We start from the raw sequence: 17043 nt of genomic DNA on the forward strand, positions 1-17043 counted from the left end.
TTTGGTGGATGCGCGCCTCGGCTGTCGGGACGGGCGGGCCTGGCGGACCGGCGCCGTCGATGCCGACGCCGCCGACACGGAGGCGTCCAAAAGGCAGGACACCGCCACGTCGGCGACACGAAGTCGATCATGCCGGGACGGTCGGCCGGGGCCGGGTGTGCGGGCGGGGCGGGTCAGCCGAGGAGGCCGGCGTCGCGGGCGGCGCGCAACGAGGGCTTGATCCGGTGGGTCGGGCCGACCTGGCCAGCAACGGCGTCGATGGTCTTGAGGCCCTCGCCGGTGTTGAACACGACCGTCTCCGCCGTCGGATCGAGCCGGCCGGACTCGACCAGCTTGCGCAGCACCGCCACGGTCACCCCGCCGGCGGTCTCGGCGAAGATCCCGGTGGTGCGGGCCAGCAGCCGGATGCCGGCGCGGATCTCGTCGTCGTCCACGTACTCCATCCACCCGCCGGTGCGCCGGACGGCCTCCAGGGCGTAGAGGCCGGCGGCCGGGTCGCCGATGTTCAGGGACTTGGCGATGCCGGTCGGCTTGACCGGGGTGATGGTGTCGCTGTCGGCGTGCAGGGCGGCGGCGATCGGGTTGCAGCCGGCGGACTGGGCGCCGAACACCTTCCAGCCGCCGGCCGGGGCCTCGACGAGACCGATCTCGACCAGCTCACTGAACGCCTTGTCGATCTTGGTGAGCAGCTCGCCGCTGGCCATCGGGATGACCACCTGTGCCGGGATCCGCCAGCCGAGCTGCTCGGCCACCTCGTACCCGAGGGTCTTCGAGCCCTCGGCGTAGTAGGGCCGAACGTTGACGTTGACGAAGGCCGTGTCCTCGAACTCGTCGGTCTCCACCAGCTCGCCGCAGAGCCGGTTCACGTCGTCGTACGAGCCGTCGATGGCGACCAGCTCCCCGCCGTAGACGGCGGTGGTGACCACCTTGCCCGGCTCCAGGTCGCTGGGAATGAAGACGATCGACGGGACCCCGGCGCGGGCCGCGTGGGCGGCGACCGAGTTGGCCAGGTTGCCGGTCGACGCGCAGGCGAACCGCGTGAAGCCGAGGGCCCGGGCGGCGGTGAGCGCCACCGAGACCACCCGGTCCTTGAACGAGTGGGTGGGGTTGGCGCTGTCGTCCTTGACCCAGAGCGGGGCGATGATGCCCAGCTCGGCGGCGAGGTTGCCGGCGGCGACCAGCGGGGTCAGCCCCGGGTTCACGGTCACCCGGGTCGCCGGGTCCTGGCCGGCGGGCAGGAGGGCGGCGTAGCGCCAGAGGTTCTGCGGGCCAGCCTCGATCTGCTCCCGGGTGACCCGGGCCAGGGCCGCCGTGTCGTAGTCGACCTCCAGGGGGCCGAAACACTCGTAGCAGGCGTGCTGCGCGGCCAGCGGGTAGCGCGCGGAACAGGCGCGGCAGACCAGGGCACGGGCGGGGCTGGCGGTGGTGTCGATGCCGGGCGTGGCGAGGGTCGACGTCATGTCGAGGAGGTCCTCTCATCTTTCCCCGCATCGCACCCTGCGGCGGGGACGGAATTGGCACCTGTCCGCGCCGCTCGTCATCGAACGTGCGGGTGGTTGCCGGGGCTTCGTCGGGCCGTATCCCTCTGCCCCTCTGGATGAGGTATTCAGTTGTATGGCCAAGTCTACGGCGGATCACGGCGGCTGCCACCCGAGGTTCCCAGCGTATGGGCCAGGTCGCGGGTGCCAACTTGGTCACACCGTCGCCTCCGCGGGGGCCCGGGGCCGGGTGGCGCGCGACCGCTACGGTGCGGGCAACCGCCACCCGAGAGAGGAACTGGCTTATGCGTCGGACCGTGCCCAGCTTCGCGATCGCCGCCCTGGCCTGCCTGTTGACCGCGGGCTGCGGCGCCGGCGGTTCCACCACCTCGGCGGGTACGACCACCGCACCGGCCACGGACGTACCGGCCGCCACGGAGCCGGTCACCGACGCACCGGCGCCGACGACCGGTCCCGCCGCGCCGTCGACGACGACCCCCAGCACCACGCCACCGAAGCCCACGCCGAAGAAGGTGCCCGCGCTGACCTGCAAGCAGCTCGCCAGCGCGCACGTCGGCAGCATTGAGGTTCCCTACCAGGGGTACGCCGACTACCTCCCGCTGAGCGAGGGCGTCTGGTCCGGGGAGGACGGTGCCACGGTCACCCTCCAGAAGCCCTGCGGAATCGGCGACCTCGACGGCGACGGGGCCGCGGACGCGGTCGGCGCGGTCGCCCTGAAGGCCGGGGGCAGCGGCACCTTCCACACGCTGGTCGTCTGGCACAACGCCGACGGTGAGCCGGTCTACCGCAGCCTCGCGGACCTGGGCGACCGGACCCCGGTCGAGTCGATAAGCGTCTCGGGCGGCGCGGCGAAGGTCGTCTGGCTGACCCGTTCCGACGGCCGCGGCATGGCCGAGTTGGACATCAGGCGGACGTCGATCTACCGGCTCTCCGGCGGCACGTTCACCGAGACGAGTCACACGGACGCCCCGTACACGCCCTAGCGGTCAGCGGTGGTGTCAGCCCGGATGCCTGCGGCTGCCCACCTGGGCGATGGTGTCAGCCGGCGCGCGCCGGCGACACCGGAACGGGGATACGGCAGCGGGGCGCGGCGACTGCCGCCGGGGGGTGGGCCGCCGGGGGGTGGGCAGGGCGGGTGGCCGCCCCGCCGGCCACAGCGACCCGCCCCGGCGGCGGCACGGCGGTCAGGCGGGGGCGACGGTCACGCGGGCACCGAGCGCTTGCCCTGGGCAGGGGCCGCGACGGCCGGCTCCCGGCGGCGCCCCCACAGGTTGTCGACCGCCCACGACCCGGGGCCGAGAACCGCGATGAGCACGAACGACCAGCAGAACAGGGCCGACAGCTCACCGCCGTTGCGCAGCGGCAGCAGCCCCTCGGGCTGGTGCACCACGAAGTACGCGTACGCCATCGAACCGGAGGCGAGGAGCGCGGCGGGTCGAGTGAACAGCCCGGCAAGCACCAGCGCGCCGCAGACGGCCTGGATCAGGGCGGCGTACCAGCCTGGCCAGGTGCCCAGCGGAACCGCCTGGCCCGTCCCTCGGGCACCACCGAACATACCGAACAGCGACGACAGGCCGTGGAACAGAAAGAGCAGGCCAATCACCATGCGGAAGAGGGACAGGACGGGACCGCCGAGTCGGTCAAGATTCATACAACACCTCCACTGACGAAAATCGATATTCTTACGGTATTCTTACCGTGCGTCAAGAATTTGACAAGGTCGATAACGTCTCATTGTGGGAACGCTCCCACGACATGCTGAGCCGCTTCCGCGGCGACCCGCACCCACACCCCACCACATCCCCGCACACTCCCCGCCACCGCCTCCCCACGCACCGGCCTTGCGCCTACGGCCTCCCGAAGAGGGCGTTTCGCTCCCTTTGCCCGATCTGCAACTGCAAGATCGCCGAGGGCGGTGGGGTGGTGGGTGGGAGTCGCGGTGACGGGTTCGGTCGCTGCCCCGCCCGGCCGGGCACGATGGTCCGGGCGGGCGGCGCGGCCGTCAGCTCGTGACGTCCTTGCGGGTGAAACGCCAGAAGGCCAGCGACCAGAACAGGGTGGCGTAGGCGATCGCGGAGATGCAGCCGCGTACCAGGTCGTCGGTCTGCACCGGCGTCGACAGCAGTCCCAGCCAGGCGTTGGCGTAGTGGGTGGGCAGGAACGCCCGGATCCCGCCGAGCGCCGTGATCTGGTCCAGGATGCTGGACAGGATCCACAGCAGCACCGCCCCGCCGACCGCGCCGAGCGCCGCGTCCGTGACGACCGAGAGCAGGAACGCCAGCCCGGCCACCGCCAGCAGGACGACCGCCAGGTACCCGAGCACGGCCACCAGCCGCAGCAGCCCCTCGGCCGGGTCGAGCTGGGCGGAGACCTCGCTGCGCAGCGGCTCCCAGCCGTACCGGAGGGTGCCGGCGAGCAGGGCGGTGCCGGCGAGCAGCAGCAGGGCCAACCCCGAGTACGCAAGCGCCACCAGCAGCTTCACCGCCAGCAGCCGGGCCCGGGGCACCGGCACGGCCAGCAGGTAGCGCAGGCTGCCCCAGCTCGCCTCGCTGGCCACCGTGTCACCGCAGAACAGCGCCACCACCACGACCAGCAGGAACGACGCGGAGACCAGCAGCGAGAAGAGGGTGAAGTTCAGCCCGCCCGAGGTGGCCAGGTCGGCCAGGCTGGAGAACTCGCCACCGCCGTCGTCGTCGCCGGAGTCGAACTGGAACGCGACCAGCACGATCAGCGGCAGCAGCACCATGAACCCGAGCGCGAGCTGGGTACGCCGCCGCGACGCCTGCCGGCGGAACTCCGCCGCGAACGGCAGGGTCGCCGACGGCCGATAGCCCGCCGCCGCACCCACAGTGGAAGACGACTGCGCCATCACCGGTCCCCGCTTCCCCGAGAGTTCTCGCCCACCAGGGCGAGGAACGCGTCCTCCAGGCGGCGGCGTGGCACCACCCGGTCCACGCCGATGCCGGCCCGGACCAGCTCGGCCACCACCTCGCTACGGGCGGTGCCGTTGGTGTCCACCACCAGCTGCCCCTCGGCGTCGGGCAGCACCCGGACGCCGGCCAGCCGGCCCAGCACGTCGCGCGCCGCCTCCGGGTCGGTCACGTCGAACAACACGCTCGGCGACTCGCCGACGATCTCCTCCACCGGGCCGGACGCCACGATCCGCCCCTTGTTGACCACCACCGCGTGCGTGCAGGTCTGCTCCACCTCGGCGAGCAGGTGGCTGGAGACCAGCACCGCCCGGCCCTCGGTGGCGTAGCGCTGGAGCACCCGGCGCATCTCGGCGATCTGCGGCGGGTCCAGGCCGTCCGTCGGCTCGTCGAGCACCAGCAGCTCGGGCAGGCCGAGCATGGCCTGGGCGATGGCCAGGCGTTGCCGCATGCCGTGGCTGTACTTGCGGGTCCTGCGGTGCACCGAGTCGCCGAGCCCGGCGATCTCCAGCGCCTCGTCGAAGTGCGCGTCCGCCCACGGCCGGCCGGTGGCCCGCCAGTACGCCTTGAGGTTCTCCAACCCGGACAGGTGGGGCAGGAAGCCGGGCCCCTCGACGAGCGCGCCGATGCGGGACAGCACCGACGAGCCGGGCACCAACCGCCGGCCGAAGACGTAGATCTCCCCGGCGGTGGGCTGGGTCAGCCCCATCAGCACCCGCAGTGTGGTGGTCTTGCCCGCGCCGTTGGGCCCGAGTAGGCCGACGACCTGGCCGGGGTGCACCTCGAAGTCGACGTTCGACACGGCGACGAAGCCGTCGGCGTACTCCTTGCGCAGTTGGCGCACGGCCAGCGGCGTGCCCGCGTACTCGGGATGCACGGAGCTGTCCTGGCGACGGTGCCGGCGGCGGGCGATCAGGACGACCGCGACGAGCCCGACCGCGATGGCGGCCAGCAGCCCGGCCAGCACCCAGCGCCAGACGGTGGCCGTGGTGGGGATCGGCACGCCGGCCACGGTCGGCAGCACGAGCGGACCGTCGCCGGCCGCCACCGTGTAGATTGCCGGCTCTACCGGCGTCGTGTACGCCTGGTCGGACGTCGCCACCACGACCCGCAGCCGGTGCCCGGCCTCGACCCGGCGGACGATCGCCGGCAGGGTGACGGTGACCGGCTTCGCGGCCTCGATCTGCGCCGGCAGGCCGGTGAGCCGGACCGGGGCGACCAGCCCGTTGGGCAGCGTCGCCGCGCCCTGCGGGTCGACGTCGTAGAGCTTCACGAACAGCACCGCCTCGCCGGTGGCCGACGCCGCCCGCAGCGTGACGGTCGGCGACCCGGCCACGTCCACCGCCTCGGGCAACGGCGCCGACTCGAACCGGGCGTGCTGGCCGGGCACGTCGCCGGCCACCCTGCCGAGCAGCGAGCCGAACGCGCCGGCGAACGGCACCGAGGAGATGGCCGCCGGGTTGCCGTTGGGCGGGTTGGCGATCGGCTGGGCCGGCCCGGTCACCGCGACCTCGCGGCGCGCGTCGCCGCCCAGGCCCGGGTAGTCGGTGGTGCGGTAGCCGGTGGCGACCAGGCCACGGTCGAGGGCGTCGAAACCGGCGATCCGGGAGTACGTGAAGTCGTCGCCGGGGGCAGCGCCCTCGCCCTTGACGTAGTGGTCGAGCCACTGCACGGTCAGGTACTTCACCCGGTCGGAGTCGTTGCGCGGCCCGTCGCCGCCATCGTGGCCGCCGGTGAACCAGGCCACCCGGACCGGGGTGCCGGCCGCGGCGATCCCGCGCGCGTTGGCGTCGGCCTCGGCGAGCGGGAAGAGGGTGTCCGCCTCGCCCTGCACCAGCAGGGTCGGTGCCTTGATCCGGTCGAGCACGCCGGCCGGGCTGGACCGGCGGAGCAGGTCCACGGCCGCCTGATCGCCCCGCCCGCTGGCGGCGATCCGCAGGTACGCGGCGCAGACGTCGGCGGCGAACCGACCGCAGGACGGGTCGGCGGCCCCGGACGGGGCGCGCCCCGGCCCGGTGCCCGGCCCCGCACCCGGCGCCGGGCTCGGCGGGCCCGCCGACGTGGGGGCATCCTCGGGCTGGGCAGCCGAGCCCCCGGAGAACCCGGCCGGGTCGGAGCCGGCGTTGCCGCCGCCGAAGAACAGCCCGGCCCAGCCCTTCTTGAACACGCCGGAGGTGGCGGGCCCGCCGGTGCTCTCGGGCAGGAACGCGCGGGACAGGTCGTTCCAGGTGATCATCGGGACGATCGCGTCGACCCGCTTGTCCTGGGCGGCCAGCAGCAGGGCCAGGCCGCCGCCGTACGAGCCGCCGACCACGCCGACCCGGGGGTCGCCGGCGGCGTCGGTGCGCACCTCGGGGCGGGCGGCCAGCCAGTCCAGCAGCCGCTCGGCGTCCCGAACCTCGTGCTCGGGGCTGTCCAGGTGGATCTGGCCGCCGCTGCGGCCGAAGCCACGCGCGGTCCAGGTGAGCACCGCATACCCCTGGCCGGCCAGTTCCTCGGCGTCGGACCGGACCGACTCCTTGGTGCCACCGAAGCCGTGCGCGAGCAGCACCGCCGGCACCCTGCGGTCGGCCGAGGCACCGTCGGGCAGGTAGAAGGTCGTGTCCAGGTCGACCGGCTCGTCGCCGGTCGGGCCGGAGCGGACGCTGATCATCGCGGGCTCGGTGCGGAAGCCGGCCTCGCCGGGCCGGGCCGCCCACAGCACGGCGGCGGCCAGCAGCACGGTCGCCGCCGATCCGGCGACGATCCGGCGGCGGCGGGTGGCCAGGGCCCGTCGGACCGGTGCGGCCGACAACGGCGATCTCATGCGGCAACGGTACGGGGAGGTTCCTGAGCGTTCGCTGGGATCCTCCGTACGTCCGTTCGGTCTGACCGATCGGCGACGATATCCGGTCGATTGCGCAGCGTCCAGCGCAGCACAGCGAGATGAATTCGGATCATGTGAATTCCGATGTTCAACCTAAATCGCATCTATCAGCCCATGTAGACCGGACTGTCTCCACCGAGGGTGCCCCGGCGATAGACGAGAGGTGACATCGCTCGAAGTGACGCAAAACTGACCGGCTGACGGCTCTGTGTGCCGGTGCAGGTCCGCTAGTTTTCCGGTCCGGTGAGCGGGACGCTCGGCAACCCCGGCACCTGCCCATTTCCGCCGTCGCCGGAGGAGAACACATGACCGTCCCCGCGCAGCGGGGCCCTCGACGGCCCTCCCTGTCCGGCCGCGTGCTGCCGCTGCTGCTCGTGGTGGCGCTGCTCGCCCCGATGGCGTTCCTCTTCGTCCAGCAGCACCGCCTCACCGGCGAGGACCGCGACCTGTTGGCCCGCGAGCGGCTGGGCGTGGAGTACCTGCGCGCCCTCGGCCCGCTCACGCTCGCCCTGGTCGACGCCCAGTCCGCCGCCATCGCCGGCCGGACCGAGTCCCGGGAGGCGCTGAACCGGACGGTCGCGGACGTCGCCGCCATCGACACCCGCATCGGCGACGAGCTGCGCACCCACGAGCGGTGGACCGGGCTGCGGGCCAAGCTGGAGGCGCTGCCCGAGAAGGGGCTCACCGACCCGCAGGCGACCTTCGCCGCGTACGGCGAGGCCACCGACCTGCTGCTGGCCCTGCACCGCAAGGTGCGCGAGGGCTCCGGGCTGATCCGGGACCAGCAGGCCGACTCGTTCTACCTCCAGGACGCGATCAGCGACGAACTGCCCGAGTCAATGGTGGCGACCGGCCGACTCGCCGACCTGGCCACCGTCGCCTCCAGCCTCCCGGTCGCCGAGCGGATCGCCCTGGTGCCCCGGTTGGGTGCCCTGTGGACGGGCGCCATCGGCCCCGCCAACGACCTGATCACCAACCTGCGCGCGGCCGTCGACAGCACGGACAGCGCCAACCTCGGCGCGAGCGTGCTCAACCACCTGGACACCTACCAGCGCGCCATCGAACGGCTCGGCGCGCTCGCCGCCCCGGCCTCGGCGTCCAGCGTGACGGACGCGTCGGCGGCGGCCCGCGCGCTCGCCAACCTCGTCGCCGCCCGGACCGCCGCGCAGAACGCCACCAGGCAGCTCCAGCCCGTCATCCTCGACGAGTTGGACACGCTGCTGGCCGACCGGCTCGACCGGCTCGACCGGGACCGCCGGCTCACCGGCGGGGCAGCGGGGACGGCGGCCCTGCTGCTCGCCGCGCTCGGCGCGGTGCTGGTCGCCTCGGCCCGCCGCGCCCGCCGCGCCGAGCGGGACCGCCGGGCCGACGGCGGCGACACGGGCCCGCCGGCCGGCGGCTCCGGCTGGGAACCCCCGGCCGACTCCCGGCCAGCCGCGCCGATCGGCACGCTCGCCCCGGCCGAGCCCCGGATGCTTCAGCCGGCCGGGCAGGGTCGCGTCGCCGGTGCCGAGCGGTGGGGGCCCTTCGATGCTCGGTAGGCTCCGCATCCGGGGCAAACTCGCCCTGCTCGTGGTCATCCCGCTGCTCAGCATGGTCGGGCTCGCCGTGCCGATCGTGCTCGACCGGGTCGCCGCCGCCGAGCGGGCGGAGGGCACCGCCGAGGTTGTCCGGGTGGCCAGCCGGGTCGGCAGCCTGGTGCAGGACCTCCAGCAGGAGCGCCTGCTCTCCGTCGGCCTGCTGCTCGGCCAGGTGTCCCGTACCGAGCTGATCCAGAAGTCGGCCGCCGTGGACGACCGCGTCGCCGACATCCGCGCCGAGCTGCGCGGCCAGCTCACCGACCAGGTCACCACCGCCCTCGACGGGCTACGGCGGCTCGCCGACATACGCACCGCCGTGCTCACCGGCCAGGCCACTGCGGCCCAGGTCATGGACGCCTTCGCCCCGCTCTCCCTGGCGCTGATCGACTCGCTGCGGCTGGCCTGGCAGGTGGACACCACCACCCCGGCCGGTCAGCAGGTGCTGGCCCTGGACTTGCTGCTGCGCGCCGACGAGAGCCTGGGCGCGTGCTCCACCCTGATCGTCCTGGTCAAGGCGACCAATGACCCGAAGACCGTCGCCAGCTACGTCGCCTGCATGGCCGCGCTGAGAGTGGACACCATCCGGTTCCGCAGCCTGATCACCCCGGAGCAGTTGGCGCTGGCCCTGCTGAACGACACGGCGGTGGCGGCCCGGACCAGCCCGACGTTCGTCGCCGACAGCGCGAGGAACCCCGTCGCCGCCGTCGCGGCGGTGCCGCTGGACACGCTCTTCCTCTCCGTGCGGTCGGTCATCACCATCGGTCAGTTCGTGGAGAAGAAGATCGCCGCGGACGTCACCACGCAGGTGCGCGCGGAACAGCGGCGGGCGCTCGCCGCCGCCTGGGTGGTAGGCGGCACGGCGGCCCTGGTGCTGCTCGCCGTGGTGCTGCTCAGCATGGTGGTGGCCCGGCTGGTCGCCCGCCCGCTGACCCGACTCACCCGCTCCGCCGACCGGGTCGCCCGGGCCGCCGAGGCCGAGCTGGTGCGGGTCGTCGACGACGAGAGCGAGAACGTACCGCCGGTCCACCTCGACCCGATCGACACCCTGGGCCGCGACGAGATCGGCGACCTGGCCCGCGCGTTCGATCGCGTCCAGACCACCGCCGCCCGGCTGGTGGAGCGGCAGGTCGCCGGCCGGCGCAACGTGGCACAGATGTTCGGGCACGTCGGGCGGCGTACGCAGAACCTGGTGGGCCGGCAGATCGCGCTCATCGACCGACTGGAGCAGCAGGAGACCGACCCCGGGCGGCTGGAGCACCTGTACCGGCTGGACCACGTCTCCAGCCGGCTGCGCCGCAACGCGGGCAGCCTCGTGGTGCTCTCCGGCTCGACCGGCACCGACGGGCACGTCGCCCCGGTGCCGCTGCCCGACGTGGTCCGCCTCGCGCTCGGCGAGATCGAGGACTACACCCGGGTCGACATGCAGGTCCCCGCCGGGGTGTCGGCGGCGCCGGCCACCGTGGGCGACCTCGTGCTGGCACTGGCCGAGCTGATGGAGAACGCCACCGTCTTCTCCCCGCCCCACACCCGGGTTGTGGTGACCGCCGCGCCGACCGAACACGGCATGCGGCTGTCGGTGGTGGACCACGGCATCGGGATGACTGAGGAGCGGCTGGCCGAGGAGAACTCCCGGCTCACCCAGCGGGAGCGGCTCGACCTCGCCCCGACCGAGGTGCTCGGACTCTTCGTGGTGGGCCGGCTCGCCCGCCGGCACGGCTGGACCGTGGACCTCGTCCCGACCGCGGGCGGCGGGATCACCGCCCGGGTGGAGGTCCCGTCGGCGCTGCTGGTCGTACCGCCCGCCGACCGGGCCGGGGCCACGGTGGCCCGGGCGACCGTGCCGGATTGGCCGGTAACGTCCGGCCGGGCGCTGGCCGCCGTCGCCACCTCGCCCCACCCCGCGCCCATCGGCACCGAGCCGGTCGACGGGACCCTGGCGTTCGGCGTGGACCGCGAGCTGCTCAACCGCGCCACCCGGTCGATGAAGTCGGGCGACTCGTGGAACGCCTTCGGGGCGGTCGCGGAGCCGGCGGCCACGGTCACCAAGTACCCGCAGGCCGCAACGCCCACCCTGGACGCCCCGCCGACCGTCGGGGGCACTCCGGCCGCGCCCGGCGCCGTCGCTCCCCCGGCGGCGCCCGGCTCGGTCCGGCCACTCGGTGCCGCCGGGCCGGTCGGCGGGGCCGGCGTACCCGACGCCACGCCGGTCCTGCCGGCGCGAACCCGGCCCGCCTCCCCGACCGGCCCGCTGCTCGGCAACCAGCCGGCCGACCTGCCCGGGCCCCAGGCCGGGGCAAGCGGGCCGGTTGCCGGGGCGCTGCGGAACACGTCCGGCATCCGCCAGCGGGTGCCCGGCGCGAACCTGCGCCCCACCGCTCCGGTCGTCGGCCCGGTGGACGCCACCACCGCCGACCCGGCCGCCGCCCGCGCGCTGGTCGAGGAGTTCGAAGCCGGGGTACGCCGGGCCGAACTGCACCGCCCGGCCGGCGGCCCGGCCACGGCGCCCCCGGTCCCGGCTCCCCCCGCCGTGGCTCCCCCCGCCGTGGCTCCCCCCGCCGTGGCTCCCCCCGCCGTGGCTCCCCCGGCGGTGGCTTCCCCGCCCGCCGACCGCCCCCGGTTGACTCGACGGGTCCCCGGCGCCAACTTGGCCGTCCCGCCGCCCCGGCCCACTCCCCCGGCCAATCCCGGCGACCCCGGAGAGGTACGCGACCTGATCAACCAGTTCGAGGCGGGCGTCGCCCGTGCACTGCGCGAAGCCCGTCCAGACCGCCGCTACGAAGAGGGATCAAAACGGTGACCAGCCCGTACCTGCACGAAAACGTCGAGCACCAGCACCCCGGCAACCTCAGCCCGGAGGCCCGCACGTTCAACTGGCTGCTCGACTCGTTCACCTCCAGCACGGCCGGTGTGGTGGAGGCGATCGCGGTTTCCTCCGACGGGCTGCTTATGGCCATGTCGGCGATCAAGGACCGGTCGAACGCCGAACGCCTCGCCGCCGTGGTCTCCGGCATGACGAGCCTCGCCGGCGGCGCGGCGAGCTGGTACGCCCTCGGCGGGCTGAACCGGGTGATCGTCGACATGGCCGACGGCTACCTGCTGATCAGCGCGATCAGCGCCGGTTCGGTGCTCGGGGTGGTGGCCGACCGGTCGGCGAACCTCGGCACCGTGGCGTACGAGATGACCCTCTTCGCCGGACGGGCCGGCGGTGCCCTCACCCCGCGACTGATCGCCGAGCTGAAGAACGCCGTCCAGCAGTGAGCCCGGACGTCGCCGGCACCGGGCCGGATCCGGAACCCGCCGTCCGGATCCGGCCCTACCTGCGGGCGTCGTCCCCAGGCGACGATCTTCCCGGCCGGGACCCGGAGCTGCCGGCCGGACCACGCCCGTTCGTGCTGACCTCCGGCAGGGTGGCCGGGGTGGACCCGGCGATCAGCCTGGAGACCCAGGTGACCGCCCGGCCCGACCCCGGCGCCCGGGGCGCGGGACCGGCCTTCCGGCTCACCCCCGAGCTCCAGGCGATCATCGCGCTCTGCGGGGAACCGATATCGGTGGCGGAGATCTCGGCTCGGACCCGGCTGCACTTCGGCGTCACCCGGGTCCTCGTCGGTGACCTCCGGGCCGCCGGCCACCTCGACGTGCACGTCAGCACCGCCAACGACGCCCTTGACCCCGACATCATCCTGCGAGTGATTGATGGACTCCGTGCGATCTCCTGAATGGCCGCCGGCCCCGCTGGGCGGACTCGCCGCCAACAGCGCCGCCGCCCGCTACGGCACCCCGGCGGGTGCCACGCCGGCCACCGGGCGCGCCACGCCGCCACCGCCGTACCGGCCGCAAACCGGGCCACGGCACGGCGCACCGGACATCGGTGCGGGCCGAACCCCGCCCCCGATCCCGGTCAAGCTCCTCGTCGCCGGCGGCTTCGGGGTGGGCAAGACCACCACGGTCGGGGCCATCTCGGAAATCGCGCCCCTGACCACCGAGGCGGAGATGACCAGCGCCGGGATCGGCATCGACGACCCCGGCGCGCGGTCCGGCAAGACCACCACCACGGTGGCGATGGACTTCGGCTGCGTGACGATCGACCACAGCCTCAAGCTCTACCTCTTCGGTACCCCCGGCCAGTCCCGCTTCGGGTTCATGTGGGACGACCTGGCCCGGGGGGCGCTCGGCGCGCTGGTGGTGGTGGACAGCGCGCGGCTGGACGACTGCTACCCGGCGATCGACTACTTCGAGCGGGCCGGGCTGCCGTTCGTCGTCGGGGTGAACGCCTTCGACGGCCAGGTGGCCCTGGACCTCGCCTCGATCCGGTGGGCCCTGGCCATCTCCGACCAGGTGCCCCTGGTGCAGTTCGACGCCCGGGACCGGCTCTCGGTCCGGGACGCCCTGCTGGTCGTCCTGGACCGGGCGTTGGACCGGGCCACCCGGAACAGGAGGGACTGAACCGGCCCGGTTCGGTCCACGCGCGGAAGGGTGGCGACATGAGAGGTGACCTGGACGAGACACTGGCCCGGCTCGCCCGGCGTGAGGAGGCACTCCGCCGGCGGGGCGTGGACCCGGGTGACGAGTCCGGCCGGGAACCGGCCGCCCCGGGGGAGAACCCGGCCCGGTGGGACGGGTTGGACGCCACTACGGCCCTGCGGGCCGAGCCGGGACGTGGCACCATCCCGGCTCCGCAGGCCGAGCCGGGAATTGACGCCGACCAGAATGCGGCGGCCCCCCTGCCCCCTCGGGCGGGCGGCGTCCCGGCCCCGCCCGCCCGCCCGACGGATGTCGCCGGGTGGGACGCGGTGGAGGAGGTGGCCGACGCTGTCGCCCGGGTGGTGACGGCGCACCCCGGCATGACGGTCGCCCTGCGGGTCGAGCACGACGGGCAGGCGTACCCGCTGCGGGTCGGCTGGTCGGACGGGCAGGTGACGGTCGGCGCGGAGGCCACGACCGTACCGCCGCCGGTGTGGCCGCTGTCGGTCAAGACCGTACCGGCGTGGACGTCCGGCGTCGACGGGGTGAAGGCGGACCCGGCGGCCCGGCTGGCGGAGCTGATCCGGCGCGACCCGTCGCTGCTCGACGGCACCGATCAGCACGCTGACCCCGCGCGCTGACCCGCCGCGTCCTCGCCCCGCCCGGCAACGCCACCGCCGCGCCGGCCAGGGCGGCTGCTCGCCACCTGGCGGCGTGAGAGGGGAACCCCTCTCTACCGCAGGCGTTAACAAGGGGCCCCTCCTTGCGGCTAACCTCGGGCGGTGGCCGCACCCGACCTGACCCTCGTCGCCAGCCTGCGACCGGCCGCGCTGGACGGCCGGCGCGGCGTGGTCCGGCTGCACCCGGAGGTGCTGACGGCGCTGGCGCTGCGGCCCGGCGACCCGGTGCGGCTCGCCGGCCGCCGGGTGACCGCCGGAATCGTCGCGCCGGCCGGGCCGGCCGCGAGCACGGCGCTGCTCTACGCCGACGACCTACTGCTGGGCAACCTGGGGGTACGCGATGGCGGGCAGGTGACGGTGAGCCGGGCGCCGGTGATCCCGGCCCGCCGGGTGACCCTGACCGGGCCGGTCCAGGTCACCGCCGCGGTCTCCCCGGAGATGCTCCGCCTCGCGCTGCTCGGCAAAGTGGTCACCGCCGGGGACGACGTCTCCCTGCTGCCGCAGGACGTGCTGCCGGACGCCTCGGTGCGCGCCCTCGTTGCGGCGGCCCGGCACAGTCTGTCCACCACCGTCGGGTACGCCTGGACGAGCACCCTGCTCACCGTGGCCGCCGCCGAGCCGGACGTCGCCGCACTGGTCACCATGGACACCGTGGTCGGCTGGGAGCACGGGCCGGTCACCCGCGCCGCCGGCTCGGCCGGCCCCACCCGCGCCGCCGGCTCCGCCGGCCCCACCCGCGCCGCCGGCTCCGCCCCCGCGACCGACGCCGCCGTGCGCGGCGGGGGCGACGCGGCCCACGAGAGCGCCGGGCCGGACGCCGCGCCCGCCGTGGACGAGCTGCCGGGGCTGCGGGCGCAGGCCGAGGAGCTGACCGAGCTGCTCGACCTCGGGTTCCACCACCGGGAGGTGTTGGGCCGGCTGGGCACCACGGTGTCGCTCGGGGTGCTGGTCGCCGGGCCGGCCGGGTCGGGCAAGTCCGCCCTGGTCCGGGCGGTCGCCGCCAGGGTGGGCGCGCGAGTCCGCCCGCTCTGGGCGCCCGAGCTGGCCGCGCTCACCAACGACGCGGCGGCGCGGCGGCTGCGGGCCGCCGCCGACGATGTACGCGGGAACGGCCCCGCGGTGCTGCTGGTCACCGATGTGGAGGCACTCGCCCCGGCCGACGACGCCGGCCCGGTGTCCACGGTGTTCCGCCAGGTGCTCGCCGAGACCGTCCGGGCCGGGGTGGCCGTCGTCTGCACGACCAGCCGCCCCGAGGCGGTCGATCCCGGGCTGCGCGCCCCGGACCTGCTGTCGCTGCGGATCACCGTGCCACTGCCCGATCAGGCGCTGCGCCGGGAGCAGCTGACCGTGCTGACCCGGCAGGTGCCGCTGGCAGAGGACGTCCGGCTGGACGAGGTCGCCGGACGTACCCCCGGATTCGTCGCCGCCGACCTGGCGGCACTGGTCCGGGAGGCCGGGGTGCGGGCGGCGCTGCGGCAGAAGTCGGCCGACGCGCCGACGGTGGCGATGGGCGACTTCACCGCCGCCCTGGAGGTGGTCCGGCCGACGACGATGGCCGCGTCCACCCTGGAGCTGGCGGACGTCACCCTCGACGACGTCGGGGACATGGTCGAGGTGAAACAGACGCTGACCGAGTCGGTGCTGTGGCCGCTGACCTACCCGGACACCTTCGCCCGGCTGGGCGTGCAGCCGCCGCGCGGGGTGCTGCTCTACGGGCCGCCCGGCTGCGGCAAGACGTACCTGGTGACCGCGCTGGCCGGGTCGGGGCGGGCCAACGTGCTCTCGGTGAAGGGCGCGGAGCTGCTGTCGAAGTGGGTCGGCGAGAGCGAACGGGCGGTCCGGGAGCTGTTCCGTCGCGCCCGGGAGGCCGCCCCGACGCTGATCTTCCTCGACGAGGTGGACGCGCTCGCCCCGGTACGCGGCCAGGCCAGCGACGGGGGCACCACCGACCGGGTGGTCGCCGCCCTGCTCACCGAGCTGGACGGGGTGGAGTCGCTGCGCAACGTGGTGGTGGTCGGCGCGACCAACCGGCCGGACCTGGTGGACCCGGCGCTGCTGCGTCCCGGCCGGCTGGAACGGCTGGTGTACGTGCCGCCGCCGGACGGGGTGGCACGCGCCGAGATCCTGCGCGCCGCCGCCCGCAACGTCCCGTTCGCCGACGACGTCGACATCGCCGCGCTGGGTGACGGGCTGGACGGCTTCTCGGCGGCGGACTGCGCGGCGCTGGTACGGGAGGCGGCGCTCGCCGCGATGCGCGAGTCGCTGACCGCGTCGACGGTCACGGCGGGGCACGTCGAGGCGGCGAGGCGGCGGGTCGGCCCGTCTCTCGACCCGGCCCAGGTCGCCTGGCTGGCCGCGTACGCGGAGGCCCGCACCACACGCTGAGGCCACGCCACACGCTGCAGGCCACGCCACACGCTGAGGCCGGCGGCAGGCGCTACGGAAGCGGTGCCGGCCGCCTCAGAGGGCGGGCGGGATGGCGTCGAGGGAGATCTCGGCGCGCACCGCCTCGCCGTCCTCGATCAGCTTCGCGCCGCACCTGCGGAGCACGGACACGGCACCGGCGTTGTCCCGGGTGGTCTCCGCCACCACCGTGTGCATCCCGGCCGCCGCCGCGAGGTCGAGCAGTTCGCGCAGGGCCGCCGCGCCCACGCCCTGCCCCCGGGCGGAGCGGCCGAGCCAGATTCCCGTCTCCACCGTCCCGGGCTCGGTGCGGCGGGTCATCCGGATCATGCCCAGCACCTCGCCGCCGACGACGATCGCGTACATCGCGGTGCGGGTCGGGCCGTCGAGGCCCGCCATGCCGGTCCGGTAGTAGTCCCGGAACGCCTCCCGCCGGGCGTGCGACCACCCGGCCGGCGCGTCGACCGGAGGCATCACGTCGTCCGGCTCGGCTTCGGCGACGGCCACCGAGAGCAGCGGCTCCAGGTTCCGCTCGTTCACCGGCTCCAACCGGAACGTTCCCGTCACGTGCCGAAGTCTGCCGCCCCGCACCCGCCCGAGTCCACCCTTTACCTCTCCTCCACC

Annotated in this window: 13 protein-coding genes and 1 riboswitch; of the genes, 8 read left to right on the top strand and 5 right to left on the bottom strand. The window is 74.5% G+C overall.

Annotation, left to right across the window (positions count from 1 at the left end; genetic code table 11):
* Positions 1–173: 173 nt before the first annotated feature.
* Positions 174–1460 (bottom strand): threonine synthase, encoded by a 1287-nt coding sequence (thrC, locus tag MCAG_RS12145; RefSeq protein ID WP_007073267.1) that lies wholly within the window; start codon positions 1458–1460, stop codon positions 174–176.
* Positions 1461–1472: 12 nt separating this feature from the next.
* Positions 1473–1604: riboswitch (SAM riboswitch) on the bottom strand.
* A gap of 179 nt (positions 1605–1783) precedes the next feature.
* Between thrC and MCAG_RS12150 the strand changes: the two genes are divergently transcribed.
* Positions 1784–2482 carry a hypothetical protein gene (locus MCAG_RS12150; RefSeq protein ID WP_007073268.1) on the top strand — a complete coding sequence of 233 codons (699 nt, stop codon included), beginning with the start codon at positions 1784–1786 and terminating at the stop codon, positions 2480–2482.
* Between the two features lie 218 nt (positions 2483–2700).
* On the opposite strand, the gene MCAG_RS12155 is transcribed toward MCAG_RS12150, so the two are convergent.
* From MCAG_RS12155 to MCAG_RS12165, 3 genes are all read right to left on the bottom strand, one after another.
* The gene (locus tag MCAG_RS12155; RefSeq protein ID WP_007073269.1) at positions 2701–3150 is read right to left on the bottom strand and encodes a DoxX family protein; all 450 of its coding nucleotides are present in this window, start codon (positions 3148–3150) and stop codon (positions 2701–2703) included.
* A 351-nt stretch (positions 3151–3501) separates the two neighbouring features.
* Positions 3502–4368, bottom strand: a complete 867-nt coding sequence (locus tag MCAG_RS12160; RefSeq protein ID WP_036373208.1) for an ABC transporter permease subunit — start codon at positions 4366–4368, stop codon at positions 3502–3504.
* Positions 4368–7235, bottom strand: a complete 2868-nt coding sequence (locus MCAG_RS12165; protein WP_036373210.1) for an alpha/beta fold hydrolase — start codon at positions 7233–7235, stop codon at positions 4368–4370. The genes MCAG_RS12160 and MCAG_RS12165 overlap by 1 nt, the downstream gene beginning before the upstream one ends.
* Before the next feature lie 365 nt (positions 7236–7600).
* Here MCAG_RS12165 and MCAG_RS12170 point away from each other — a divergent pair, with 365 nt between their 5' ends.
* The 7 genes from MCAG_RS12170 (at position 7601) to MCAG_RS12200 (ending at position 16401) form a co-directional block, all read left to right on the top strand.
* Positions 7601–8836, top strand: a complete 1236-nt coding sequence (locus tag MCAG_RS12170) for a hypothetical protein (protein ID WP_007073272.1) — start codon at positions 7601–7603, stop codon at positions 8834–8836.
* Positions 8826–11672: a sensor histidine kinase gene (locus tag MCAG_RS12175; RefSeq protein WP_036373212.1), complete on the top strand. Its 2847-nt coding sequence runs from the start codon at positions 8826–8828 to the stop codon at positions 11670–11672. The genes MCAG_RS12170 and MCAG_RS12175 overlap by 11 nt, the downstream gene beginning before the upstream one ends.
* Positions 11669–12133 carry a roadblock/LC7 domain-containing protein gene (locus MCAG_RS12180; protein ID WP_007073274.1) on the top strand — a complete coding sequence of 155 codons (465 nt, stop codon included), beginning with the start codon at positions 11669–11671 and terminating at the stop codon, positions 12131–12133. The genes MCAG_RS12175 and MCAG_RS12180 overlap by 4 nt, the downstream gene beginning before the upstream one ends.
* A complete protein-coding gene (locus MCAG_RS12185; protein WP_007073275.1) occupies positions 12130–12591 on the top strand; it encodes a DUF742 domain-containing protein in 462 nt (153 codons plus the stop codon). The genes MCAG_RS12180 and MCAG_RS12185 overlap by 4 nt, the downstream gene beginning before the upstream one ends.
* Positions 12569–13318 (top strand): ATP/GTP-binding protein, encoded by a 750-nt coding sequence (locus tag MCAG_RS12190; protein WP_007073276.1) that lies wholly within the window; start codon positions 12569–12571, stop codon positions 13316–13318. The genes MCAG_RS12185 and MCAG_RS12190 overlap by 23 nt, the downstream gene beginning before the upstream one ends.
* Before the next feature lie 38 nt (positions 13319–13356).
* Positions 13357–13977 carry a hypothetical protein gene (locus MCAG_RS12195; RefSeq protein ID WP_007073277.1) on the top strand — a complete coding sequence of 207 codons (621 nt, stop codon included), beginning with the start codon at positions 13357–13359 and terminating at the stop codon, positions 13975–13977.
* A 141-nt stretch (positions 13978–14118) separates the two neighbouring features.
* Positions 14119–16401, top strand: a complete 2283-nt coding sequence (locus tag MCAG_RS12200) for an AAA family ATPase (protein WP_036373214.1) — start codon at positions 14119–14121, stop codon at positions 16399–16401.
* A 75-nt stretch (positions 16402–16476) separates the two neighbouring features.
* Here the strand turns inward: MCAG_RS12200 and MCAG_RS12205 are convergent, their stop codons facing one another.
* Complete coding sequence (locus MCAG_RS12205; protein ID WP_007073279.1) at positions 16477–16986, bottom strand: GNAT family N-acetyltransferase; 510 nt, start codon at positions 16984–16986, stop codon at positions 16477–16479.
* Between the last annotated feature and the right edge of the window lie 57 nt (positions 16987–17043).

The organism is Micromonospora sp. ATCC 39149, from assembly GCF_000158815.1.
Classification (GTDB): Bacteria; Actinomycetota; Actinomycetes; order Mycobacteriales; family Micromonosporaceae; genus Micromonospora.